Raw genomic sequence first — 23,898 nt, forward strand, 5'->3', positions numbered from 1 at the left:
CTGTCCGTTCCGAATTTTAGTTTTTGGCGAGTTTGAGATGCTGTATCTGTCCACCCGCGGCCATGCTGACCGCAAGCGTTTTTGCGACATTTTGCTCGAAGGCCTGGCTCCCGATGGCGGCCTGTACCTGCCCGTCGAGTACCCCCAGATCGACGATGCCAAGCTGAGCCAGCTGCGCGAGACGCTGGCCAACAAGGGCTATGCGGCCCTGGCCTTCGAGATTCTGTCGCTCTATATCGACGACATTCCGGCCGAAGATCTGCGCGCCCTGTGTGCCAAGACCTATACCAGGGAAGTTTTTGGCAGCGACGCCATCGTGCCCGTGCGTCAACTGGACGGCGTGCTGCACATCGAAGCCCTGTCCAACGGCCCCACGCTGGCCTTCAAGGACATGGCCATGCAGCTGCTGGGCAATCTGTTCGAGTACGAACTGGCCCGCCGCAACGAGGAACTGAATATCCTTGGCGCCACCAGCGGGGACACCGGTAGTGCGGCCGAATACGCCATGCGCGGCAAAAAGGGCGTGCGCGTCTTCATGACCAGCCCCCACGGTCGCATGAGCCCCTTCCAGCAGGCGCAGATGTTCAGCCTGCAGGACGAGAACATCCACAACATCGCCATCGAAGGCGTGTTCGACGACTGCCAGGACATCGTCAAGGCCGTCTCCAACGACCACGCCTTCAAGGCCCAGTACAAGATCGGTACCGTCAACTCCATCAACTGGGCACGTCTGCTGGCCCAGGTGGTCTACTACTTTGCCGGTTATCTGCAAGCCACCCGCTCCAATGATCAGAAGGTGAGCTTCACCGTGCCTTCGGGCAACTTCGGCAATATCTGCGCGGGCCATGTGGCGCGCCAGATGGGTCTGCCCATTGCCAAGCTGGTGGTGGCTACCAACGAAAACGATGTGCTGGACGAGTTCTTCCGCACCGGCGTCTACCAGGTGCGAGGCTCGGCCAATACCTACGAGACATCGAGCCCCTCGATGGACATCTCCAAGGCCAGCAATTTCGAGCGCTTTGTGTTCGACCTGGTGGGACGCGACGGCGTGCGCACCAGGCAGCTGTTCGCCGAAGGGGTGGCCAAGGCCGGTAAGTTCGATCTGAGCACAGATCCCGCCTTCAAGGATGCGGCCGGCAAGTACGGTTTTGTGAGCGGCAAGAGCACGCACGCCGACCGTCTGGCCACCATCAAGGACACCTTCGAGCGCTTTGATCAGATGATCGACACCCATACCGCCGACGGCGTGAAGGTCGCGCGAGAGCATCTGGGCGCCGAGCCCATGCTGGTGCTGGAAACCGCTCTGCCCATCAAGTTTGCGGCGACTATCGAAGAAGCGTTGGGCCGCCAGCCCGACCGTCCCGCCAAGTTCAACGGCATCGAAGATCTGCCCAAGCGTGTGGTCGTCATGTCCTCCGACGTGGACAAGGTCAAGGCCTTTATCGCCGAAAACTGCAGATAAAGTCCTGCGGCGTTAAGCTTGAAAAGCATCTGTGGCTTGGCGACAGGTGCTTTTTTTCTTTGGATAAAATTGGTATTTTTCGCTTACCCATAGAGTGTTGGTAGCTATCAAAAATATATTGAAATCAAGATGAAGGTCATAGGCTTTGCCGGATATTCGGGCGCGGGCAAGACCGCCTTGGTCGAGGCGCTGGTGATGCTGATGAAGCAGCGCGGACTCAGGGTCTCGGTCATCAAGCATGCCCACCATGACTTTGATGTGGATCGCGAGGGCAAGGACAGCTGGCGTCACCGCAAGGCTGGCGCTTATGAAGTGCTGCTCGCGTCCGATAGACGCATGGCGCTGATGCGCGAATACGAGCAGCCTGCTCAGCTGAGCGTGCACCATATGCTGGCGCAGCTGGATCCCAGCGTGGACTGGGTGCTGGTCGAAGGCTTCAAGCATGGCGAGCTGCCCAAGATAGAGGTCTGGCGGCGGCAGCAGGACAGGCTGGATAAAGGCAAAAGTCTGGAGCCGCTGTTTGCGCATGACCCTCGGGTGCTGGCAGTGGCCACCGACGCTGCCCATGACCTGCCGCAAGCGCCCGTCCAGCCCGTGCTGGATCTGAACCAGCCCCAGCTTGTGCTGCAATGGCTGCTGGCTCATTCGGACTCTCTGCAATACAAGAACTAAGGAAAGACACAGCAATGCAAGCACCACAGACGCCTCGCAAGCCGCTCAAGCCTCTGGATGAAGCCCTGCAGGAGCTGCTGGCCCATGCCCAGCCCCAGGCCGGCGCACAGATGGTGGACACCTTTGATGCCGATGGCCGCGTGCTGCTGCAGGCCGCCGTCTCGCCGCTGCAAGTGCCGCCTCAGGACAACTCGGCCATGGACGGCTATGCGGTGCGCATCGCCGAATGTGCCGACGGCGCTGCGGTGCTGCCGGTGTCGCAGCGCATCCCTGCCGGCACCTCGCCCGAGGCGCTGGCCGCTGGCTCCGTCGCCCGGATCTTCACGGGTGCGCCCGTGCCGGCCGGGGCCGATGCCATCGTCATGCAGGAGGACTGCGAATTGCTCGAGGACGGCCGCGTGCGCATCAAGGCCCAGCCCAGGGCTGGGCAGTGGATTCGCCGCGCGGGCGAAGACATCACGCAGGGCGCCACCGTGATCGAAGCCGGTACCCGCCTCACTCCGGCCCATCTGGGTCTTGCAGCCAGCATGGGCTTTGCCAGCCTGCAGGTGGCACGCAAGCCGCGTGTGGCCCTGTTCTCCACCGGCGACGAACTGGTCATGCCCGGTACCGTGGCACCGCAGGACATGCCAGCGGGCAGCATCTACAACAGCAACCGCTTCTTCCTGCGTGCATTGCTGCTGCGCATGGGCTGCGAGGTGACGGATCTGGGCATTGTTCCCGATGACCGCGAGGCCACGATTGCCGCGCTGGCCGATGCCGCCATGGACCACGACGTGATCGTCACCAGCGGCGGCGTCTCCGTGGGCGAGGAAGACCATATCAAGCCCGCAGTGCAGGAGCTGGGTCAGCTGGACCTCTGGCAGATCAACATCAAGCCTGGCAAGCCTTTTGCCTATGGCCGCGTCAATCGCGAGTCCGGCACGGGCTTTGCGCATTTCATCGGTCTGCCGGGCAACCCGGTCTCCAGCTTTGTCACCTTCCAGGTGCTGGTGCGCCCGTTCCTGCTGCGTCTGCAGGGCGTGCAGCATGTGCTGCCGCGAGCCATAGAGGCGCGCGCCGATTTCGTCTGGCCAAAGGGCGACAAGCGCAGAGAGTTTTTGCGGGTGCGCTACAACGAGCGTGGCGGACTGGAGCTGTTCAGAAACCAGAGCTCGGGCGTGCTGACTTCCACGGCTTGGGGCGACGGCGTGGTGGACAACCCTGCCGGCACCACGATTGCCATGGGCGACAGTGTGCGCTTTATCCCGTTTACCGAGCTCATGGCCTGATGGAGTTGGAGATGAAGACCGTTACGATTCGATATTTCGCCTCTATCCGGGAAGCCTTGGGTACGGGCAGCGAAAGCCTGCAGACCCCGGCAGCCACCGTGGGAGCATTGCGCGAGCAACTGATGAGCCGCAGCGATGCGGCTGCCCAGGTGCTGGCTGCCAGCAAGGCTGTGCGCATGGCGCTGAACCAGGATATCTGCGATGCCGATGCCGTGCTCAGCAATGGCGACGAAGTGGCATTTTTTCCGCCAGTGACGGGGGGCTGATGAGTCTCTGAGCGCTTGTGAGCCTCTAAAAACGGTTTCTGAAGAAGCCTGAAGTCCACAGAAGGCCTGTGCAAACCGCTTGCACAGGCCTTTTTGCTGTCTGTCTGTTTCCAGGTGCCAGCCTTGATCGTGAGATTGCTTACTAGGGTTTTCCTGGGCGTATTTTCGTGAATCTGACGAGATTCATTTTGGAGAATCCGCGCTTTCTACAAGAAAGACAGAAAGCACTTACTCATGACAACTCACGTCAATATGGAGGAGACCCGCTCTGCGCGCTTTGCCATGCGCTGCGCCAGCTGGGCGGAGAAGTGGTTCCCGGATTCCTGGGTGTTTGCCGTGGTCGGCATCTTCATCGTGGTGCTGGCAGCGTTTGCCATTGGTGCGCCGGTGCAGGAAACCAGCAAGGCCTTCGGCAAGGGCTTCTGGAGTCTGATCCCCTTCACCATGCAAATGGCTTTTGTGGTGATTGGCGGTTATGTGGTGGCCAGCTCCAAGCCCGCATCTGCACTCATCAAGGCGCTGGCCCGTGTGCCTAAGACCGGCCGTGGCGCCGTGGCCTGGGTGGCGTTTGTGGCGCTGAGCGCCTCGCTGCTGAACTGGGGGCTGAGCCTGGTGTTCGGCGGTCTGCTGGTCAAGGAACTGGCACGCCGCACCGACATCAAGATGGACTACCGTGCCGCCGGTGCCGCCGTCTATCTGGGTCTGGGTGCCGTGTGGGCGCTGGGCATTTCGTCTTCGGCGGCGCAGCTGCAGGCCAACCCTGCAAGCCTGCCTCCCGGCATTCTGGCCATTACCGGCGTGATTCCGTTCACGCAGACGATCTTTCTGTGGCAGTCCGGCGTAATGCTGGGCGTGCTGATGGTGATCTCCATCGTCGTGGCTTACATGACGGCACCCGGTGAGAAGACCGCGCGTGATGCGGCCCAATGCCAGGTCGACCTGGGCACAGAAGTCGTGCAGGAAGTCAAAAAGCCCAGCCGCCCCGGCGAATGGCTGGAATACAGCCCCATCCTCATCATCTTGCTGGTGGCGCTGACCGTGGGCTGGATGGTGGAGGAGTTCTCGAGCAAGCCTTTCATTCAGGCAATCTCTGGGCTGAACACCTACAACCTGCTATTTCTCATGGCCGGTGCGCTGTTGCACTGGCGCCCCCGCAGCTTTCTCGATGCCGTGGCACGTGCCGTGCCCACTACGACCGGCGTGTTGATCCAGTTCCCTCTGTATGGTGCGATTGCGGCCATCATGACGGACGTCAAGGGTGACGGCGGTGCCAGCATTGCCCATCATATCTCCACCTTCTTCACCAGCTTTGCCACGCATGACACCTATGCACTGCTGATGGGCACCTACTCGGCCGTGCTGGGCTTCTTCCTGCCTTCTGGCGGTGGCAAGTGGATTGTGGAAGCACCTTATGTGATGCAAGTGGCCAATGATCTGCAGTACCACCTGGGCTGGGCCGTGCAGATCTACAACGCGGCCGAGGCGCTGCCCAACCTGATCAACCCCTTCTACATGTTGCCGCTCTTGGGCGTGCTGGGCCTCAAGGCGCGTGATCTGATCGGCTTCAACTTTGTGCAGTTGCTGGTTCATGCGCCCGTGGTGCTGTTCCTGTTATGGTTCCTGGGTCAGACCCTGAGCTATATCCCCCCTGTAATGCCATGACCGAAACCGCCGATTTGCCATCTACCGAAGTGAACCCAGAGATCAGCGCCCGTACCCGCAAGGCCCTGGCTGAAGCGCGTGAGCGCGGAGTCAAGCTGGGCACGGCCGGTGCGGCCAATATCCGCGCCACGGTGGAAAAACGTAAATCGGCAGCCGATGCCTTTGCCAGGCAGCACGAAGCACTGTTCGCCGAATTGCTGCAACAAGGTCTGACCCACCGCGCCATGGCGGCCGAACTCAATGCGCGGGGCATTGCGGCCGCCAAGGGCGGTGAGTGGACCCATGGGCAAGTGCAGCGCATTCTGAACCGCTACGCAGACTGGAAGGCTGCCGAGTCGATCCAGGCCTGAGGCCGTCATGCCGATCAAAAAGCCGTGCTGCGTTTGCTGCACGGCTTTTTTGATGGAGGTCGGGGACGAATGAGTCAGGCAATGTAGAGCAAGACCGCAACGCACAGTTTATGCGCCATGCCGTGTGACCGCTTTCTGCCTTGTGGCAGCCAGTGCCAGCAAGCCAAGCACAATCAGCATCAGACCATAGCCATAGGTGGTGGGCACCAGCCCCAGGCTCTGGGTCAGCAGGCCTGCGGCGATGGCAGGCAGGCTGAAGGCCAGATAGCTCAGCACATAGATGGTGGACAGCAGGCCGCCGCGTTCATGCGGCTCGGCCAGCGGCAGCACGCTGCGCAGCGCCCCTTGAAAGCCCACGCCAAAGCCCGCACCGGCAATGATGGAGGCTGCCACCATCAGCGTCAGGCTGTGGCTGGCCACGCCCAGCAGAAGAATCACGATGCCCAGCGGCAGAACCGAACCACCGAAGCGCAGCATGCGCTGGGCCGTCCAGTGGCGAAGCAGCCAGATGGCCGCTGCGGCGCTCAGGGTGTTGATGCACACGGCCAGGCCTGCCATCAGGGTGGAGCCGGTGATCACGCGCAGCAGGGTGGGGCCTAGCGACAGATAAAAGCCCGCCAGCGCCCAGGCAGCGATGTCCAGTGGTGCCATGCGCAGGAAGGCCGGGCGGATATGCGCGGGAAGGCGGATGCGAGGGCGCATGGAGGCCACAGCCCCGCTGCGGCGGCTGACGGTTTCAGGCATCACGGCAATGGCCCAGGCCGATGCCGCAAATACCAGCAGCAGCCACCAGTAGACCTGGTGCAGCCCGTCATGACCGTGGCTGGCCAGTTGGTTGGCGCCGAACACGCCGGCTGCCATACCCAGCATGGGGGACAGCGTATTGATCAGCGCACCGCGTTCACGGTCCAGATCGAGCAGGGCCGCGCCCAGGGCTGCACTCGCCATACCGGTGGCAAAGCCCTGCACCACACGCGACCAGAGCAGAGCCTGCGCATCCTGTGCATGGGCGAACATCAGCATGGAGACCGCCTCCAGTCCCAGGGCGGCAAGAATGACGGGGCGCCGGCCCAGGTAATCGGACAGTGCGCCCATGGTGAGCAGGGCGACGAGCAGACTGAAGGCATAGACCGCGAAGATCAGGGTCAGCATGCCCGAGGAAAAGCCCCAGGCCTGCTGGTAGAGGCGATACAAGGGCGTGGGAGCGCTGGATGCCGCCAGAAAGCTGGCCAGGGTCAGGGCGACAGCAGCCATATTGCGGGTGCTGGACACCGCAGTCAGGGATACAGAGGATGTGGGCATGGAAAAGCAGGCTCCGCTACCATAAAAGCAAATTTTTTGCGTTTGCGTATTCTGCGTTAGTTTGCTGTTAACGCAAATATTTAGCTTTAATGACCATGATTGCAAAAGACCCAGTCCAATCCCGGCCTGGCGGGCGCAGCTCCCGTGTACAGGCCAGCGTGCATCAGGCGGTGAGGAAACTGCTGGAGCACATGCCGCGCGAGGAGCTGACCTTTCCCCTGATCGCCACCGAAGCCGGCGTGACGCCTTCCACGCTGTACCGCCGCTGGGGCGATCTGCCGCAGTTGCTGGCCGATGTGGCGCTGGAGCGCATCCGTCCCATTGCCGAGCCTGCGGACACGGGCAGCCTGCATGGCGATCTGCAGGCCTGGACCGAGCAATACATCGAGGAAATGGGCTCTCCCCTGGGACGAACCTTGCTGCGCGATACCTTGGTGGCAACCCAGGAAGACCAGGTGACCTGCGCCTGCGTGGACATCATTCGCGACCAGCTTGGCATCGTGCTGGGCCGGGCCCGTGCGCGTGGCGAAGAGGCGCCCGATGTGGAAGCCATGCTGGACCAGTTGGTGGCACCCATCGTCTATCGCATTCTTTATGGTTTGCAGCCCGATGTGGCGTTCGGACGCAAGCTGGTCGAACAACTGGTGCCTGAGCAGGTCTGAGGCTCTTGCCCTAGAATCGCGGCTCACAGGTGCCAAGGGACGCCTGCCCGCACAAGAGGCTCTCACCCTTGCTTTCGACAGCGTGTTCACGCTCGATTTCGATGTTCTGTCAGACCATGGTTGTTCTAGGGGCCCAGCGCGGGAGGCTCCGATGCAACCTGGAGCACTGTCATGACTTCATCTCTCCACCCCCAGGCGCGGCGCGCGCTGACGCGGGACTACAAACAGGCTTTTCCCGCCATGGGCATCTACGCGGTGCGCTGCGATGCCGCTGACTTGTTGCGCCTGGGTGCCAGCCGCAATGTGGACGCAACGCTCAACCGCCTGCGGTTCGAGCTGAGCAATGGCTCCCGGCGCGATGCGGCACTGGCCCAGGCCTGGGCTTGCTATGGCGCACGGGCATTTCGTTTTGAGGTACTGGACCGAGTCAAGGAGCGCGACGACCCCTTGTTCGACTATGACGCCGAACTTCAGGCCCTGCTTTCCCTGTGGCAGCAAGAGCTGCAAGGGGTACAGCCATGAGCAGTGAAACCGTGAATGCCATGTGTTCAGGCCAAGCGCTGCTCGGTGGTGCTGCAGCCATTGATCCGTCGAGTCCGGCCATGGGGGCAGGTTCTGTTTGCGGATTCGTTTCGCCGCAGGCCCTGGTCGACGAACTCAAGGTACGCGCCCGCGTGCGCCTGAACCGTGCGCGGCGCAAGGGGGCTGCGGGCTCGGCCTCATTGCGCGACCATTTGCATCAGGCGGCGCGCGAGGTCGGCTTTGCCGGCTGGGAGCAGGCGCGTCGGGTGCTGGGGGCGCTGGCGGCACCGGGAGATGACATGGGCAGCTTCTGGCATGTGCCGCGTAGCGGCATTCTTCTGCACATCTGGTTCAGCGAGTACGCGCAGGCGCGCAGTGTGCTCGCACAACTGGCGGATGGTTTTTTGCTGCCTTATCGGCGCCAGTGCTTCATCGTGCAAGCGCCATTCATCGAGGCTTTGGGCTTGAACTCGGCCGATCCGGCCTGGGCTGCCATAGGGCGAGATCTGGTCGCTGCCTATGGAACGCCTGACTGGCGGGCCTTGGCCTGGCAGCGTCTGCGTGCGCCTGTTGGAGCCTTCTGATCTGCTTCGACGTGGAGGAAACTCCTGAAACTGGAGCGAAAAATGCCTGTCTGAAAGCGCTGAAGATCCGTTGTGCCCGGGTTTTCAGGCCGGGTCTGCTGGAGTGGGGAACTGCGGTGCACGCCATTCCAGCAGCTCGGCCAGGCGCTGCACGATCCAGCCCGCCTCAGGCGCCGTGACGACCGAGCCCTCCGCGGCCAGGCCCGCGTGCATGCCCAGCAGCACTTGTTCTTCGGAGGAGTTGCCCGAGTGATAGAGCGTCTGTGCCTGCTCGGTCAGATGGCTTGCCAGGTCTTCGCATAGCTCATAGCGTGCGACGACCTCGGCAATCGGTACGGACAGCTTGCCGCTGCGCGTGCGAAACAGCTCGGCAAAGCTGGTCGGCGGCTGAATCTGGCTGGTGTCGTCCATGGCTTAGCTTGGTTCGAACAGGCGCTCGAAGCGCTCGATGTCCACGGCCAGCTCGCAGGTAATGAGCTGGCCCGATTTGTTGTCGCGCTTGCGGTGGGCGGCAAACAGCGTGGCCTTGCCCTTGAAGTTGTAGTCGGGCAGGTGGATCAGCTCATAGGGATAGGGCACAAAGAGCTGGAACTCGAAAATCATCCGGTGCTCATTGCGCGGAGAGGGGTACAGCGTGTACTCCGGCAGATTGATGGTTTGTGTGGCCATGGCCCAATGCTAATGCGGCAGACATGCCCATGCTGGCCTGCGACAATGCAGGCATGACTGAAGCACGTGTATCCATTCAGACCCAGGACTTTGACCTCTCGGCCGAGATTGCCGCCCTGCGCGCCGGCGATGCACGCGTGGGCGCGGTCTGCAGCTTTGTCGGCACGGTGCGCGACCGCAACGAGGGCGATGCCGTCTCCAGCATGGAGCTCGAGCATTACCCCGGCATGACCGAGAAGTCGATCGAGGCCATCATCGACAAGGCCGTGGCGCGCTTTGGCATCTATGGCGCGCGCGTGATTCACCGCATCGGCCTGCTGCAGCCCATGGACCAGATCGTGCTGGTGGCCGTGACCAGCGCCCACCGCGGCAAATCCTTCGAGGCCTGCGAATACATCATGGACTATCTGAAGTCCGAAGCGCCGTTCTGGAAAAAAGAGCAGACCGAGCAAGGCGCACGATGGGTGGATGCGCGTGTCAGCGACGAGCAGGCATTGGCGCGATGGCAATAATTCTATGAATTGATAGCTGCTTTCGCATTTATTCATTGAGTTTCAGTCGAAAAATCATCTGAAATGAAGTGCATAAGAGCGGTAGATGCTATGCTTTTTGCAGACCGTTCGGCTGCAGCCAGCGTGGCGGCCTGAAGACCAGCACATTGCCGGCCATCACCAGGGCCAGGCCCAGCAGTCCCACAGCAGTCCATTCATAGCCTTCCACCACGGCCGAGATATTGAGCGCCACTATGGGGAACAGCACCGTGGCATAAGCGGCTTTCTCGGGGCCCAGTCGACCCACCAGTGTGAGGTAGGCGGTAAAGGCAATCACCGAGCCGGGAATGGCCAGATACAGCAGTGCGCCTGCATATTGCGGGCTGGTGTCAAAGTGCCAGGGCAGACCGGCGATCAGCGCATACGCTAGCAGCAGCAGCGTGCCGGCCAGCATGCCCCAGGCATTGGTGTGCAGCGGCTTGTAGCCCAGGCCCTGCAGCGATGCAGAAAGCATGTTCCCGCAGGAAAAGCACAGCGTTCCACCCAGCGCCCACAACAGACCTTGCCAGCTGGCGTGCTGACCCTGCTGCAGCTCTGGCCAGAACAGAATCACCAGACCCGTCAGGCCCAGAGCGCTGCCTGCGAGCACATTGGGCGCAAGCCTGCGGCCATGGATGACTCGCGCCAGAAATGCATTCCAGATGCTGGCACTGGAAAACACCACGGCAGCCAGGCCGCTGGTCAGGGTCTCGCTGGCGTGCATGAAGCAGACAAAGTTCAGGCTGAACAGGCATAGTCCCTGGCCCAGCACGCGTGGAATGGCTGCGCTGCGGGGGACGCGCCACTGGCGGGTCAGCAGCAGCCAGGCAAAAAGCACCAGGGAGGCAAGACCAAAGCGGTAGGCGATGGACAGCTCTACGGGGACGCTGCCCAGTTGCATCTTGAGAGCGATCCAGGTGGAGCCCCAGATCAGCACGACCAGGGCATAAAGAGGTAAAAGCATGGCAAGTCTTGGTGCTTGGAAGAACCAGATCTTGCGCGCCTGGATTGGCTCTGCATTGCACATTCCTGCGGTTTTGTGGCGCTGCAGCAAGCGCGGCCAGATAGCTGGCGCCACAATGCAGGCATGCCCGCCAGCGCTGTATCCGCCCCATCGCATCTGAGTCATGTACTGGCTCGGTCACGCGCCCAGATCAGGCGCAGAGCGGGTTTGAGTCAGTCGCTGGAATTGGCAATCTGGACCAATCACGATGATGAGGTGCACTACCGGCAGCAAGGCCATCACACGCTGTCTGTCTATCTGGCCGGAGGTCGGGGATCGCAACTCAAGGGCGATGCACTGGCCCGAGGCGAAGCAGGGCGCTTTTGCGTTCTCCCGGCCGAGCATGAATCGCGCTGGCTGGTGCGTGAGCCTGTGCAGTTTCTGCACCTGTATGTCTCTGACATTGCCTGGGCCGACCGAGTGGTGCGCCTGCTGGATGCCGAGCCGCGCAGCATTACGCTGACACCGCAGATTTATTCCCAGGATCCAATCTATGCGCAATGGTCGCAGGCGCTGCGGCGACTGGACTGGAGTGAGGCTCACGACATATGGCAGGCGGACTTCCTGAGCCAGCAAGTGCTGGATCGGCTGGTGCTGCAATCGGCGGCGCCCTGGCAGCGGCACAAGCTGCTGAAACCGTTGGGTGGCCTGTCATCCACGGCCCGGCGCAAGGTGCTTGACTATGTGGAGGCTCATCTGGCCGACAGCAAAGCCCTGAGCTTGCCCGCGCTGGCGCAGGTCGTGGCCTTGTCCGAATATCACTTTGCCCGTATGTTCCATCAAAGCATGGGATGCACCGTGCATGACTGGGTCATGCAGCGGCGTCTGCAGCAGGTCTGCGCCCGCCTGCTGGGTAGCGCAGGCGGTGCAAGAGGACGCACGCCGCAGCTTGCATGGCTGGCCGCCGAAACGGGGTTTGCCAATGCCAGTCATTTGCTGCGCAGCTTTCGCAAGCACTATGGGCTTACTCCTACGCAACTGGCTCGGTGCTGGCGCGATGCTTGAACTTGATATACCGCAAGCAGGGCGGTTGCGGATCTGCTTTTTGCTGTTTTTTGCGCATTCGGGTCTTGAAACCCCCTGTTTGACTATCAGATAAATGGCAATGAATCTGATTGGAGCGAAAGCGACAAACCATGCGAATTGACAAACTGACGACCAAATTCCAAGAAGCCTTGGCCGACGCGCAGTCCCTGGCGCTCGGTGCTGATCAATCCACCATCGACCCTCTGCACCTGCTGGTGGCCATGCTGCGCCAGGACGACGGCCCGCGTGCGCTGCTGCAGCGCGCCGGCGGCAATGTGCAACAACTCAAGAACCTGGCAGAACAGGCCATGGCTGATCTGCCGCGCGTGCAGCAGCAAGGCGATGTGCAGGTCGGCTCCGAGCTGGCTCGGCTGCTACAGGCCAGCGAAAAAGAAGCCCTCAAGCGCGGTGACCAGTTCATCGCCAGCGAGCTGTTTCTGCTGGCGCTGGCCGATGCCGCAGGCTCGGCCACGCGTGCCGGTGCCTTGCTCAAGCAGAGCGGCGTGAGCAAATCCAGCCTGGAGGCAGCCATCAATGCCGTGCGAGGAGGGCAGAACGTGGACAGTGCAGAAGCCGAAGGCCAGCGCGAAGCGCTCAAGAAATACACGCTGGATCTGACCGAGCGCGCCCGCAGCGGCAAGCTCGATCCCGTGATCGGCCGCGACGATGAAATCCGCCGCGCCATCCAGGTGCTGCAGCGCCGCAGCAAGAACAACCCCGTGCTCATCGGCGAGCCCGGCGTGGGCAAGACCGCCATTGTCGAAGGCCTGGCCCAGCGCATCGTGGCCGGCGAAGTGCCCGAGAGCCTGCAGAACAAGCGCGTGCTGTCGCTGGACATGGCGGGCCTGCTGGCCGGTGCCAAGTACCGCGGCGACTTCGAGGAGCGCCTCAAATCCGTGCTCAAGGAAATCGCACAGGACGAAGGCCGCATCATTCTTTTCATCGACGAAATCCACACCATGGTGGGCGCCGGCAAGGCCGATGGCGCCATGGACGCAGGCAATATGCTCAAGCCCGCGCTGGCGCGTGGCGAGCTGCATTGCGTGGGTGCGACAACGCTCGATGAGTACCGCAAGTACATCGAAAAGGATGCCGCTCTGGAGCGCCGCTTCCAGAAGGTCATCGTGGACGAGCCTTCGGTGGAGGACACCATCGCCATTCTGCGCGGCCTGCAGGTGAAGTACGAGGCGCATCACAACGTCGATATCACTGACCCCGCCATCGTTGCCGCTGCGGAGCTGAGTCATCGCTACATCACCGACCGCTTCCTGCCCGACAAGGCCATTGACCTGATCGACGAAGCCGCGGCCAAGATCAAGATCGAGATGGACTCCAAGCCCGAGGTGATGGACAAGCTCGAGCGCCGCATGATTCAGCTCAAGATCGAGCGTGAAGCCATGAAGCGCGAGAAGGACGAGGCTTCGCAAAAGCGTCTGCAACTGATCGAGGAAGAGCTTGAGAGCCTGGAGCGCGAGTACGCCGACCTCGAGGAGATCTGGAAGGCCGAGAAAGCCAGCGCTCTGGGCTCGGAGCAGATCCGCAAGGAAGTGGATCAGCTGCGCATACAGATCGAGGAGTTCAAGCGCAAGGGCGATTTCAACAAGGTGGCCGAGCTGCAGTACGGCAAGCTGCCCGCACTCGAAAAGCAGCTGCATGAGGCCCAGGCCAAGGAAGAAGGCCAGGATGGCGCGACGGCCAACAAGCTGCTGCGCACCCAGGTCGGAGCCGAGGAGATCGCCGAGGTGGTGAGTCGTGCCACGGGCATCCCCGTGGCCAAGATGATGCAGGGCGAAAAAGACAAGCTGCTGCACATGGAAGACAAGCTGCACGAGCGCGTGGTGGGCCAGGAGGAGGCGATCAGCGCCGTGGCCAATGCCATTCGCCGCTCGCGCTCGGGTCTGTCCGATCCCAATCGTCCCACCGGCTCCTTCCTGTTCCTGGGCCCCACGGGCGTGGGCAAGACAGAGCTGTGCAAGGCGCTGGCAGGCTTCCTGTTCGACAGCGAGGACCATCTGGTGCGTATTGACATGAGTGAGTTCATGGAAAAGCACTCTGTGGCACGCTTGATCGGTGCGCCCCCCGGCTATGTGGGTTACGAGGAAGGCGGCTATCTGACCGAGGCCGTGCGCCGCAAGCCCTATAGCGTGCTGCTGCTGGACGAGGTGGAAAAAGCCCACCCTGATGTCTTCAATGTATTGCTGCAGGTTCTGGACGATGGCCGGTTGACCGATGGTCAGGGCCGCACGGTGGACTTCAAGAACACCGTGATCGTGATGACCAGCAATATCGGCTCGCATCTGATACAGGCCATGGTTGGCGAGGATGCCGATGATGTGAAGGAAGCGGTCTGGGGGGAACTTAAAAACCATTTCCGACCCGAATTCTTGAACCGCATCGATGAAACCGTGGTCTTCCATGCACTGGATGCCAAGAACATCGAGGCGATTGCCAGGATTCAGCTGAAGTTGCTGGAAAGCCGTCTGCAGAAGATGGAACTGAGCATGCAGGTGTCCGAGCAGGCCCTGGCCGAGTTGGCCAAGGTAGGCTTCGATCCCGTGTTCGGTGCCCGTCCGCTCAAACGCGCCATCCAGCAGCGTATTGAAAACCCGCTGTCCAAGTTGTTACTTGAGGGGAAATTCCCGCCCAAGAGTACGATAGCTGTGACAGTCGACCCGGTGAATGATCCCGGGGTGTTCCGGTTCGAGTCCGCAGGCACTGCCTGAGGACCTGAACCCTAGAAAGAGGTATTGCTTTGAACGATTTCGCCGCCACTGCAACCCGCTGGGCCGTCCGCATCATGCTGATGCTGGTGGGCTTGGTGTTTTTCCTGTGCCTGATGGCCGTGGCCTGCCTCATCGCCCTGGCCTGGGGTGCGCGCGCCCTGTGGGCTAGGCTCACGGGCCAGCCCGTGGTGCCCATGAGCATGGGTGCCATGAGCCCCTTTGCCGGCTGGCAGACGGTGTACCGCTCGGGGGCCGAGTGGATGGCGCAATCGTCGGGCAATGCCGATGCCAAGAAGGATGGGCGTGAAGCCCGCGGGCGTCGCGGCGTTCTGCCGGGTGCCGGCGATGTGACCGATGTGCAGCCACGCGAGGTGCACGAGTCGTAATGACAAGCGCTTACACAGGCTTCATACTTTGGAGCAGGTGAGGCAATAAAGGGCCGCAGGCTTGTTTCGCGGTCAACACACAAGAGCCTGTGCAGTGTTGCATCAGGCTCTTTTTTTACGCTGTGTTTACGCAGTCTCGCGGTATGGTCGGGACTGTGATCTTGGGATTTTCAGACAGGCATGAACTACATGGACTTGCACCGCATTTTTGACTTGCAGTACCAAGCCAGCCGCACGCAGGTCGATGTACCTTTGCTGGTGCGCCGGGAGAGGCTGCTGCGTCTGCAGAAGATGCTGGACGAGAACGGCCCGGCTTTGTGCGCGGCGGTGGAGCAGGACTTTGGCGTGCGCTCCGAGCGCTGGACCGAGATGCTGGATCTGATGCTGGTGCGCAATATGCTCAGGCACACGCTCAAGCATCTGCCCAAGTGGAGCAAGCGTCAGCGCGTGCGCACGCCACTGATGCTGCAGCCGGGCAAGGCCTGGGTGGAGCGCCAGCCTCTGGGCGTGGTGGGCATCATCTCGCCCTGGAACTATCCGCTGCAGCTATCGCTGGCGCCGGCCATCACGGCTCTGGCGGCGGGAAATCGCGTGATGCTCAAGCCCAGCGAGCTGACGCCGCATACCTCGGCAAAAATGGGCGAGCTGGTCGCCCAGTTCTTTGCACCCGAAGAGTTCTGCGTGATCGAGGGAGACGTGGCCGTGGCCACGCAGTTCTCGGGTCTGCAATTCGATCATCTGCTGTTCACAGGCTCCACGGCCGTGGGGCGGCGTGTGGCGCAGGCGGCAGCCGTGCACCTGACACCCACCACGCTGGAGCTCGGGGGCAAGTCGCCCTGCATCATTGCGCAGGACTGCGATATGCAGGCCGCTGCGCTCAAGGTGGCCTATGGCAAGCTGGTCAATGCCGGGCAGACCTGCATTGCTCCCGACTATGTGCTGCTGCCGCGCGGCAAGGAGCAGGAGTTTGCCGAGGCCTATCAGGCGGCGGTGCAGCAGCTGTACCCGCGCATCTCGGGCAACCCGGATTACACGGCCATCATCAGCAAGCGCCATCTGGCACGACTCAAGCAGATGCTGCGTCAGGCGCAAAGCCTGGGAGCGCAGGTGCACTGGATGCATGAGGCCGCAGCCCCTGCGGTCGATGGCGACACCACGGCCTGGGGCGAGGCGGTGGAGCGCCAGTTCGCTCCGGCGCTGGTGTTCGGCGCCACGGGCGAGATGCAGCTGATGCAGGAAGAGATCTTCGGCCCCATCCTGCCTGTGATCTCCTACGAGCATATCGAAGACGTGATCAATGCCATCAACGCCAGCCCGCGCCCGCTGGCGCTGTACTGGTTTGGCAACGACGAGGCCGAGCGCAATGCGGTGTTGATGCGCACCGTCAGCGGAGGCGTCTGTGTGAACGACACCTTGCTGCATGTGGCGCATGAGAACTTGCCATTCGGCGGTGTCGGCGACAGCGGCTGGGGTGCCTATCACGCAGAGCAGGGCTTTTTGCGCTTTGTGCACCAGAAGGCGGTTTTCGTGCAGTCGCGCTGGGCGGCGACTTCCCTGCTGTACCCGCCATTTGGGGAGAAATTCGACCGGGTGATGGACTTCATGCGACGCTGGCTCTGAAGTTTCTTGGCCGCTGAACAGGGATTGAGCGCTTCGGTGCTGTCGTGAGCGCTTGCCAGATTGTCATCAAATGTGACGCAAACCATTGATGGTTGCGGGCTTGCTGCTCTGCTTAGTGGAGCGCATAGCACATAGATTGCGCCATAGCAAGAAATTGCGAACAGCCGCAGTTGAGCAAATGGCTAACCACTGCACCGCGTGCCAAAACTCTGAATCTGTAGACAATTACGCCCTTCTATTCTTACATGTTTCCGCCCCGGTTTTTCCATGTCTAGTATCCAGGTCCGTCCCGCTACTCTTCGCGATGCAAAAGCGATTGCCCAGATCCATACTGCTTCCGCACTGGAGGCTTATCGAGGTCTGGTTCCCGATGATCAACTGAAGGCCATGTCCTCGGTTGAAAAGCGCCAGGCTTACTGGCGCGAAGCTATTGAATACTGTGAGCCACAGGTCCAGGTCGCCATTGACGGCGACAAGATCGTTGGCTTTGTCGGCTTTGACCGCTCCCGTGATGAAAAGTCCCGCCAAACCACCGGCGAGATCTGGGCTATCTATGCAGCCCCTTCGCACTGGAATCAAGGTGTTGGCGTTGCCCTGTGGGACGCCGCCCGAGATGGTTTGCTGGAAGAAGGCTGCACCAATGTGACAGCCTGGATTCCGCTGCGCAACGAGCGTGCCCTGCGTTTCCATGAAATGGCAGGCTTCAAGCGTGAAATGTCCACGGCCAAGACGGCTGTGATTGGCAGCATCAAGATTGAAGAAGTGCGCGTCAAGCGTCCTCTGAACGGCTGATCACAGCGTTCAGCACTCACTGAAAGACAGGCCGTGACGTCTCCCAATAGCAAGCTCGCGGCCTCAGTCTGCGCTCCCGCATCTGCTTTCGACCTGCTGCAATGGCAGGAGCAAGCCCAGGCCCATACGGCTTTGTGGCGCAGCGAAAGCAGCTTGCCCAAGCCCCGCCGCATCGAAGTTGCCGATGACACCATGCCCGCTGATACGGCGTTTCGCCATATCAGCGAAGGTGCGTCGCTGCTGTGGCGCGGTGATTTTCAGAATGCGCGTCAGTTGTTGCTGGCACTGGGCCGCCGACTGGACAAGAAGTCGCGACGCAAGAGCCCGGCAAAGAGCCCTGCTGCTGCAGGCTTTCCCCACGCTTTTCATCTGTACCGCCAGTCCCAGGCCCAGCGTGCACGCATGCTGGCCAGCATTCTGATCGAGCTGGATGTGCAATGGCATTGCGCCTTGCGCCGGGCTCCTGACTGGAGTCAGGCCTGCTCTGAGGCGTGGGGCACAGTTCCGGCCGAAGTGCATGCGCAGTCCGTGCTGGTGCCGCTGCGCGATCTGCTGGGTGTGGTCGGCGCCCATGAGTGGCGCAAGAAGGGGGTGGAGATTCCTGCCCTGGATGGCGCCCGCATTCATGCGCACTACGGTGTTTTCTCGCCCGTGCGCGGCGAGTATCTCGATCTGGTGGCGCGTGCAAGCATTCCCGCAGCCGGTCTGGAACAGGCCTGGGATATTGGTGTCGGCACGGGCGTGCTCTCGGCATTGCTGCTCAAGCGCGGCGTGAAGTCGGTGGTCGCCACCGATACCAGCGAGCGTGCGCTGGCCTGCGCCTGCGAGAATCTGCAGCGCCTGGGTCATGCTTCCCGGGTGGAGCTGCAGCATGCCGATCTGTTTGCGCAAGGGCAGGCCGGTCTGATCATCTGCAACCCGCCCTGGCTGCCGGGAAAGGCAGCATCGGTGCTCGATCAGGCGATTTATGACGAAGACAGCCGCATGCTGCGCGGCTTTCTGCAAGGGCTGGCAGCGCACCTGCTGCCAGGTGGCGAAGGCTGGCTCATCATCTCCGACCTGGCCGAGCATCTGAAGCTGCGCACGCGTGACGAGCTGCTGGGCTGGATTGAAGCCGCCGGACTCAAGGTGCTGGGGCGTGAGGATGTTCGCCCGCATCATGGCAAGGTACAGGATCGAGAGGACCCTCTGCACATTGCGCGCTCTGCCGAAGTGACCTCGCTTTGGCGTCTGGCCAAGGCCGGCTGACAGCTAGGCTGCTAGGCCGTTGCACCTTGCAGTTCCTGGCAGGTTGGATCGGCTGCTTCCCCATGCGCTAGCAGGGCCGCCAGCCTCTCGCGCAGCGAATGTGCGCGCTCTTCGCCTGCATATTCCTGTACAGCCGCCAACAGGCTGATGCCTGCGCTGCGCAAGCTGGCCAGGTCTCTGGCCTCGCGCAGCTGGGTGCGCAATGTCTGGGCCAGGGCCTCATGGCGGTTGGCAAACAGGCGCTCGCACATATCGAATAAATACATGCGCGTGCCCGCCATATTGATGGCTGGTGTCGAATCAGTGGCTTCTTCGGCTGGCGCCAGGGCAGGTGTGGCCGGGCTGTCTCCAACTTTGGCGAGAGGGATTGCTGGATGAGTGGCCAGGCTGCGCTCTTTGGAGCCGGTGGTTGGCACCAGTTGAAGATACCCCTGCTCCACCAATTGCTGGGCCAGTGCGGCATGATCGCTGCCCAGCATGGCGACAAGTTCTTCCATGCTCTTGCCGCCGGCCAGCAACAGCAGGGAGCGCGCGCGCTGCGGCAGCTGGCGCGATCCGGGCTGAAGTTCCTTCTGGGCCTTGGCGGTTTTCTGCAAAATCATGGCTGCTTCTGTCTGGCGCATTACAAGTGCGGATGCGCTATTGCATGAGCTGACGATGACACTGGTGTGAATCTGCGCCAATTCGCAGTGGATCGGCCAGTCATTACTGCCCAAGCTTGCCAATTGCTTCTGAATTAATAGCTGCTGGCGTTTTCTGAATAAGCGCCTCAGGCCAATCTGATTTGAACCTGAAATGAGACTGCTGCTTGCGCCCATGGAAGGGCTGCTGGATTTTGTGTTGCGCGATGTGCTGACCCGGGTGGGCGGCGCGGATCGCTGCGTGTCCGAATTCATTCGCATCAGCGGCTCGCTGCTGCCGGACAAGGTCTATCTGCGTACCATGCCCGAGCTGCGCAACGGCAGCCGGACGCTGGCCGGCGTGCCGGTGCGGGCGCAACTGCTGGGCTCCGACCCCGTCAGCATGGCCGAGAACGCTGCCAATCTGGCGCGCCTGGGGCCAGAGGGCATCGATCTGAATTTCGGCTGCCCGGCCAAGGTGGTCAACCGTCATGGCGGCGGTGCATCGCTGCTGCAGGATCCCGAGCAGATCGTGCGCGTGGTGGACGCCGTGCGCCGTGCCGTGCCCGCGCAGATGCCGGTGTCGGCCAAGATGCGGCTGGGTTTCAACGACCGGGCGCTGATGACCGAATGCGCCCAGGCCATGGAGCAGGGCGGTGCCTGTGAGATCGTCGTCCATGCGCGTACCAAGCTGGACGGCTATCGTCCGCCGGCCTATTGGGAAGAGATTCCGCGCATCCGCGAGGCGGTGGGCGTGAATGTGGTGGCCAATGGCGAGATCTGGACTGTGGAAGAGGCCTTGCGCTGCCGCGAAGTTTCGGGCTGCGACGATCTGATGCTCGGGCGCGGCATTGTGGCCGATCCGGGTCTGGCCCTGGCCGTGCGCCGCGCCGTGGAGCACGGCAGCGTCAGCACTGTCGCTGGCATTGACTGGCTGGTGCTGGTGCCCCAGGTGCAGCGTTTTTGGCATATGGTCTGCGAGGATCTGGAGCCGCGCCAGCGTGCGGGTCGCCTCAAGCAGTGGCTCAACCTCATGCGCAGACGTTTTCCCGAGGCCGAGCTGGCTTATCAGGAAGTGCGCACCCAGACCGATCAACGCGCCATCAGCGACTGGGTACAGGCGCTGCCGCAGCGTGATCTGCAGCAGGAATGGGCCTGGCCGCAAACCATGCCTAAAGCAGGCTGTCCGGAGCCAGAGGCCCGAGCAGCTGCAGCATAAGTCGAAGCCCCAGGCTGGCATCGGGCTCCGAGTAAGAGTCCGCTAGCCCGCTGTCCTGAGGTGCACGCCAGACCAGCTTTCCCTTGGGATCCAGGTCCACCCGCCAGCTGTTTTCGGGCAGGCTTTCATCGATGCTGTCGCCGGCTAGCTGGCTGAAGCGGCGGCTGGCGATCAGCACGGCGATCTCGGTGTTCTGCAGGCGTGAGCGCATATCCAGATTCATGGAACCCACGGCGACCAGACGCCCGTCTATGACCAGCAGCTTGGTGTGCAGCATGGCCCGCGAAGCCCCGGCGCTGCCCCCGCTGGAGCCCGTGGTGCCTGCGCGCAATGCCGAGCGTACATTGGCCGCTTCACTGCGCATTTCATAGAGCTCGATGCCCATCTCCAGCAGGGCCTTGCGGTGGCGCGCATAGCCGGCATGGGCCAGCGGCGCATCGTTGGAGGCCAGCGAATTGGTCAGTACCCGGATGCGGACACCTTTGCTGCGTGCGGTGCGAAAGGCATCCATGATCTCCTGCCCCGGCACGAAATAGGGCGAAACCACCAGCAAGTCCTGCCTGGCGGAGCGGATCAGGGCCAGCAGACCGTCGACCACCGATTCGGCATTCAGCGCCGGTGTGGCGGAGGGGGGTGGACTGGAGGTTTCGCCAGCCTTGAGCACGGCTGCCCCGACGGACTCGCTGGCGGCAGATCGTTCCGCTCCTTCGACGGGGATCTTGGTGGGGCTATCCGCCAGCACCATGGCCTGGGCCCAGATCCACGGGACCTGGCTCAGATTCAGGGGGCTGTCTTCGGGTGCGTTGGCGCCTTGGGCCGGTTCGGCTTTGCTGCTGGCGTCTTCCTGGTCGAACTGCGTCTTGAGCTTGAGCAGGTCCGGCTCGCTGATCAGCGATTGCACGGGGTAGGCGCGCACATTGTTCCAGTAGCGGTCAAAACTGAGCGACAGGTCTTTGACGACGGGGCCGGCGGCCAGAACATCGAGATCGACAAAATTGCCGACATTGGATGCGTCAAAGTAGGCGTCGCCCAGATTGCGTCCGCCAATCACGGCCAGGGTGTTGTCGGCCACGAACAGCTTGTTGTGCATGCGCTGCTGCGCACGCTGAAAGTCGGTCAGCAGCGTCCAGGCCCGGCCGATGGTGGAGGCGCGCGAGCCGGCCAGCGGATTGAACATGCGCATCTCCACATTGGGCACAAAAGCCAGGCGCATGACCTGCGCGTCCGGCCCCGTGCTGTGGAAGTCGTCCAGCAGCACGCGTACGCGCACACCGCGCCTGGCAGCCTGGACTACGGCGCGCAGCAGTCGCCCGGTGCTTTGGTCTGCATGGATGGCGTAGTACTGCAGATCCAGTGTTTTCTGCGCGTTTTCCACCAGCGCCATGCGGCTGCTGAGCGCATGCTTGGGGCCGGAGATCAAGGCAAACGCCGAGGCATCTGGCTTTGCCTTGGTTGGGCGAGTCTGAGAGACGAACACGCCCAGCTCGGTGTTTTGGGGCTGGCTCAGTGCCGTGCTGACGGGACGCTCCACATCCTTGGGTAGCGACGCCGCGCAACCCGTGAGCAACATCGCTGCAATAGCGCCGGCAAGCAGCGCCAGATGCGTTTGCGGCCCTGATGGTTGCAGTCGTGACGATGTGGAGATAGAAGCCGTCATTGCTGCTTTGTAACCCATGATGACTGAGTTCACATGTCGGACACAGACTGCGCTAGAGCTGCTCTCGGCCCTGGACTCTGGCAACAATGCGCAGGTCCGGTCCCAGGCGGGCGACATCATGGAACACCAGTGGCAGGCCCTGGTCCAGGCTGTCGAGCGGGCCGAAGTTGGCAATACCCATGGCTCCCGTGCCCAGCAGTTTGGGGGCTTGATAGAAGAGAAGCTCATCGACCAGACCTTCGCGAATCAGGGAGCCGTTGAGTTTGAAGCCCGCTTCCACATGCAGCTCATTCGTGCCGCGCTGGGCCAGATCCCGCAGCATGGCCGCCAGATCGACCTTGCCCGCTGCGTTCGGCATATCAATAACCGTAGCGCCTAGCGCTTGCAATTTCTCGATCTTGGATTGATTTGTGCTGCTAGTGTAGATAAGGCAACCGTTAGGTGCTTTCAAAACATGAGCGTCCAGCGGGATGTCCAGCTTGCTGTCCACCACGGCAATGCGTGGCTGGCGTGGTGTGTCTACATCCCGCACATTCAGGCGCGGATTGTCTTCGAGTACCGTGCCTATGCCGGTCAGAATCGTGCAGGCACGGGCACGCCAGGCATGTCCGTCGGCGCGGGCGGCCGCCGAGGTGATCCACTGGCTTTGACCGTTGTGCAGGGCCGTGACACCGTCCAGCGAGCTGGCAGCCTTCATGCGCACCCAGGGTGTGCCGCGAATCATGCGGCTGAAAAAGCCGATATTGAGCTCGCGTGATTCGGCTCCGCCGGGGCCGATTTCCACTTCAACACCCGCAGCGCGCAGTCGCTCGAAACCCTGGCCGGCCACTTGCGGATTGGGGTCTGTCAGCGCACCCACCACTTTGCCGATGCCGGCTGCGATCAAGGCGTCGCAGCAGGGGCCGGTGCGGCCATGGTGCGAGCAGGGCTCCAGCGTCACATAAGCCGTGGCGCCGCGCACATCGTTTCCTTTGAAAGCCGCATCGCGCAATGCCATCACCTCGGCGTGTGGGCCGCCGGCCTGCTGGGTAAAGCCCTGGCCGATGATGCGGTCCGAGGCATCGACGATCACGCAGCCGACGCGCGGGTTGGGTGAGGAAAGAAAAAGCGCCTGAGCAGCCTGCTCAAGCGCCTTGTTCATGAAATGGGCAGAGGGTGTCATGCCCAGGATGGTAATGCAGAGGGTTCTGCGTTACTTGGTCCAGCAGTCCGAGGCCGTGGTACCGCTTGCCAGATTGTCAGCACTCTTGACCCCTGTGTTGCTGAGGGTGAAGTCTCCGCACTTGTCAGTTGCCTGTGCTCCCGGGTTTTTGCGTTTGGCGATCAAAGTGTAGGCGGCAGTGGAGCTGGCTTTCATTTCGATCTGGTAGCGCTTGCTGGCGTCGGTGGACCAGGACAGGTTGGCGGGTAGCACCTTGGTGAGGTCTGCATTGGTTGGATATACCCCGGTTGCCGTGGCTGCACGCTCCATCCAGAGCTGGGCTTGCAGCAGGCCGGCGCGTGCATCTGCTCTATGGCCGCGGCGCACATACTCGGTATAGCTGGGGTAGGCGATGGCACTCAGGATACCGACGACGGCCACGACGATCATCAATTCGATCAATGTGAAGCCTTTTTGCTGTTTTTTTTGCATTTTCATTTTTCCTCATGAA

Annotated in this window: 25 protein-coding genes; 17 read left to right on the plus strand and 8 right to left on the minus strand. The window is 61.9% G+C overall.

All coding sequences use genetic code 11. The features are described from left to right. The first annotated feature begins 37 nt into the window (after positions 1-37). The 6 genes from thrC (at position 38) to CSE6_RS03930 (ending at position 5,683) form a co-directional block, all read left to right on the plus strand. Complete coding sequence (gene thrC, locus CSE6_RS03905) at positions 38-1,462, plus strand: threonine synthase (RefSeq protein ID WP_034389378.1); 1,425 nt, start codon at positions 38-40, stop codon at positions 1,460-1,462. Positions 1,463-1,591: 129 nt separating this feature from the next. Continuing rightward, the gene (gene mobB, locus CSE6_RS03910) at positions 1,592-2,134 is read left to right on the plus strand and encodes a molybdopterin-guanine dinucleotide biosynthesis protein B (RefSeq protein WP_034389379.1); all 543 of its coding nucleotides are present in this window, start codon (positions 1,592-1,594) and stop codon (positions 2,132-2,134) included. A 14-nt stretch (positions 2,135-2,148) separates the two neighbouring features. Further along, entirely contained in the window at positions 2,149-3,405 is a 1,257-nt protein-coding gene (glp, locus tag CSE6_RS03915) for a gephyrin-like molybdotransferase Glp (protein ID WP_034408642.1), read from the plus strand. A gap of 11 nt (positions 3,406-3,416) precedes the next feature. Further along, a complete protein-coding gene (gene moaD, locus CSE6_RS03920) occupies positions 3,417-3,671 on the plus strand; it encodes a molybdopterin converting factor subunit 1 (protein ID WP_003064318.1) in 255 nt (84 codons plus the stop codon). A gap of 234 nt (positions 3,672-3,905) precedes the next feature. Further along, the gene (locus CSE6_RS03925; protein ID WP_003064320.1) at positions 3,906-5,333 is read left to right on the plus strand and encodes a short-chain fatty acid transporter; all 1,428 of its coding nucleotides are present in this window, start codon (positions 3,906-3,908) and stop codon (positions 5,331-5,333) included. Then, positions 5,330-5,683 (plus strand): recombinase family protein, encoded by a 354-nt coding sequence (locus CSE6_RS03930; protein WP_003064321.1) that lies wholly within the window; start codon positions 5,330-5,332, stop codon positions 5,681-5,683. Before CSE6_RS03925 ends, CSE6_RS03930 begins: the two co-directional genes overlap by 4 nt. Positions 5,684-5,791: 108 nt before the next feature. Here CSE6_RS03930 and CSE6_RS03935 read toward each other — a convergent pair whose 3' ends face one another. Continuing rightward, positions 5,792-6,985 carry an MFS transporter gene (locus tag CSE6_RS03935; protein WP_052088925.1) on the minus strand — a complete coding sequence of 398 codons (1,194 nt, stop codon included), beginning with the start codon at positions 6,983-6,985 and terminating at the stop codon, positions 5,792-5,794. Between the two features lie 95 nt (positions 6,986-7,080). Here CSE6_RS03935 and CSE6_RS03940 point away from each other — a divergent pair, with 95 nt between their 5' ends. The 3 genes from CSE6_RS03940 to CSE6_RS03950 all read left to right on the plus strand — a co-directional run bounded on the left by CSE6_RS03940 (position 7,081) and on the right by CSE6_RS03950 (position 8,753). After that, positions 7,081-7,647: a TetR/AcrR family transcriptional regulator gene (locus CSE6_RS03940; RefSeq protein WP_039049982.1), complete on the plus strand. Its 567-nt coding sequence runs from the start codon at positions 7,081-7,083 to the stop codon at positions 7,645-7,647. A gap of 171 nt (positions 7,648-7,818) precedes the next feature. Next, a complete protein-coding gene (locus CSE6_RS03945; protein ID WP_059439930.1) occupies positions 7,819-8,169 on the plus strand; it encodes a GIY-YIG nuclease family protein in 351 nt (116 codons plus the stop codon). Then, positions 8,166-8,753: a hypothetical protein gene (locus CSE6_RS03950; RefSeq protein ID WP_059439931.1), complete on the plus strand. Its 588-nt coding sequence runs from the start codon at positions 8,166-8,168 to the stop codon at positions 8,751-8,753. Before CSE6_RS03945 ends, CSE6_RS03950 begins: the two co-directional genes overlap by 4 nt. 84 nt (positions 8,754-8,837) lie before the next feature. Here the strand turns inward: CSE6_RS03950 and CSE6_RS03955 are convergent, their stop codons facing one another. Together CSE6_RS03955 and CSE6_RS03960 are read right to left on the minus strand one after the other, a co-directional pair. Then, positions 8,838-9,164, minus strand: a complete 327-nt coding sequence (locus CSE6_RS03955) for a hypothetical protein (protein ID WP_034378734.1) — start codon at positions 9,162-9,164, stop codon at positions 8,838-8,840. Positions 9,165-9,167: 3 nt separating this feature from the next. Next, positions 9,168-9,422 carry a hypothetical protein gene (locus CSE6_RS03960; protein ID WP_003057869.1) on the minus strand — a complete coding sequence of 85 codons (255 nt, stop codon included), beginning with the start codon at positions 9,420-9,422 and terminating at the stop codon, positions 9,168-9,170. A 53-nt stretch (positions 9,423-9,475) separates the two neighbouring features. Here CSE6_RS03960 and moaE point away from each other — a divergent pair, with 53 nt between their 5' ends. Then, on the plus strand, positions 9,476-9,934 hold the full coding sequence (moaE, locus tag CSE6_RS03965) for a molybdopterin synthase catalytic subunit MoaE (RefSeq protein ID WP_034359810.1): 459 nt from the start codon (positions 9,476-9,478) through the stop codon (positions 9,932-9,934). An 88-nt stretch (positions 9,935-10,022) separates the two neighbouring features. Here moaE and CSE6_RS03970 read toward each other — a convergent pair whose 3' ends face one another. Further along, entirely contained in the window at positions 10,023-10,916 is an 894-nt protein-coding gene (locus CSE6_RS03970; RefSeq protein ID WP_059439932.1) for a DMT family transporter, read from the minus strand. 207 nt (positions 10,917-11,123) lie between these two features. Here CSE6_RS03970 and CSE6_RS03975 point away from each other — a divergent pair, with 207 nt between their 5' ends. The 6 genes from CSE6_RS03975 (at position 11,124) to CSE6_RS04000 (ending at position 18,750) form a co-directional block, all read left to right on the plus strand. Continuing rightward, on the plus strand, positions 11,124-11,960 hold the full coding sequence (locus CSE6_RS03975; RefSeq protein ID WP_238585634.1) for a helix-turn-helix domain-containing protein: 837 nt from the start codon (positions 11,124-11,126) through the stop codon (positions 11,958-11,960). Positions 11,961-12,091: 131 nt separating this feature from the next. Beyond that, a complete protein-coding gene (clpB, locus tag CSE6_RS03980) occupies positions 12,092-14,704 on the plus strand; it encodes an ATP-dependent chaperone ClpB (protein WP_003057865.1) in 2,613 nt (870 codons plus the stop codon). A 29-nt stretch (positions 14,705-14,733) separates the two neighbouring features. Next, entirely contained in the window at positions 14,734-15,090 is a 357-nt protein-coding gene (locus CSE6_RS03985) for a hypothetical protein (RefSeq protein ID WP_034378739.1), read from the plus strand. A 180-nt stretch (positions 15,091-15,270) separates the two neighbouring features. Continuing rightward, a complete protein-coding gene (locus tag CSE6_RS03990) occupies positions 15,271-16,710 on the plus strand; it encodes a coniferyl aldehyde dehydrogenase (protein ID WP_034389384.1) in 1,440 nt (479 codons plus the stop codon). A 267-nt stretch (positions 16,711-16,977) separates the two neighbouring features. Further along, positions 16,978-17,502 (plus strand): GNAT family N-acetyltransferase, encoded by a 525-nt coding sequence (locus CSE6_RS03995; RefSeq protein ID WP_034348967.1) that lies wholly within the window; start codon positions 16,978-16,980, stop codon positions 17,500-17,502. A 33-nt stretch (positions 17,503-17,535) separates the two neighbouring features. Further along, positions 17,536-18,750, plus strand: coding sequence for a class I SAM-dependent methyltransferase (locus tag CSE6_RS04000; protein WP_052052618.1), 1,215 nt, complete (start codon positions 17,536-17,538; stop codon positions 18,748-18,750). Between the two features lie 11 nt (positions 18,751-18,761). Here CSE6_RS04000 and CSE6_RS04005 read toward each other — a convergent pair whose 3' ends face one another. Beyond that, a complete protein-coding gene (locus CSE6_RS04005) occupies positions 18,762-19,373 on the minus strand; it encodes a hypothetical protein (protein WP_083994675.1) in 612 nt (203 codons plus the stop codon). Positions 19,374-19,545: 172 nt separating this feature from the next. On the opposite strand from CSE6_RS04005, the gene CSE6_RS04010 reads away from it, so the two are divergent. Beyond that, positions 19,546-20,589, plus strand: a complete 1,044-nt coding sequence (locus CSE6_RS04010) for a tRNA-dihydrouridine synthase (protein ID WP_059439933.1) — start codon at positions 19,546-19,548, stop codon at positions 20,587-20,589. Here the strand turns inward: CSE6_RS04010 and CSE6_RS04015 are convergent. Genes CSE6_RS04015 through CSE6_RS04025 form a run of 3 tightly spaced genes read right to left on the minus strand, consistent with a single transcriptional unit; the run spans position 20,543 to position 23,879 of the window. Further along, positions 20,543-22,246: a phosphatidylserine/phosphatidylglycerophosphate/cardiolipin synthase family protein gene (locus CSE6_RS04015; protein WP_059439934.1), complete on the minus strand. Its 1,704-nt coding sequence runs from the start codon at positions 22,244-22,246 to the stop codon at positions 20,543-20,545. The genes CSE6_RS04010 and CSE6_RS04015 overlap by 47 nt on opposite strands. Before the next feature lie 52 nt (positions 22,247-22,298). Continuing rightward, the gene (gene ribD, locus CSE6_RS04020) at positions 22,299-23,408 is read right to left on the minus strand and encodes a bifunctional diaminohydroxyphosphoribosylaminopyrimidine deaminase/5-amino-6-(5-phosphoribosylamino)uracil reductase RibD (RefSeq protein ID WP_059439935.1); all 1,110 of its coding nucleotides are present in this window, start codon (positions 23,406-23,408) and stop codon (positions 22,299-22,301) included. A 30-nt stretch (positions 23,409-23,438) separates the two neighbouring features. Further along, a complete protein-coding gene (locus CSE6_RS04025) occupies positions 23,439-23,879 on the minus strand; it encodes a type IV pilin protein (RefSeq protein ID WP_003064356.1) in 441 nt (146 codons plus the stop codon). Positions 23,880-23,898: the final 19 nt, after the last annotated feature.

Source organism: Comamonas sp. E6, from assembly GCF_001010305.1.
Taxonomy (GTDB): Bacteria; Pseudomonadota; Gammaproteobacteria; order Burkholderiales; family Burkholderiaceae_C; genus Comamonas; species Comamonas thiooxydans.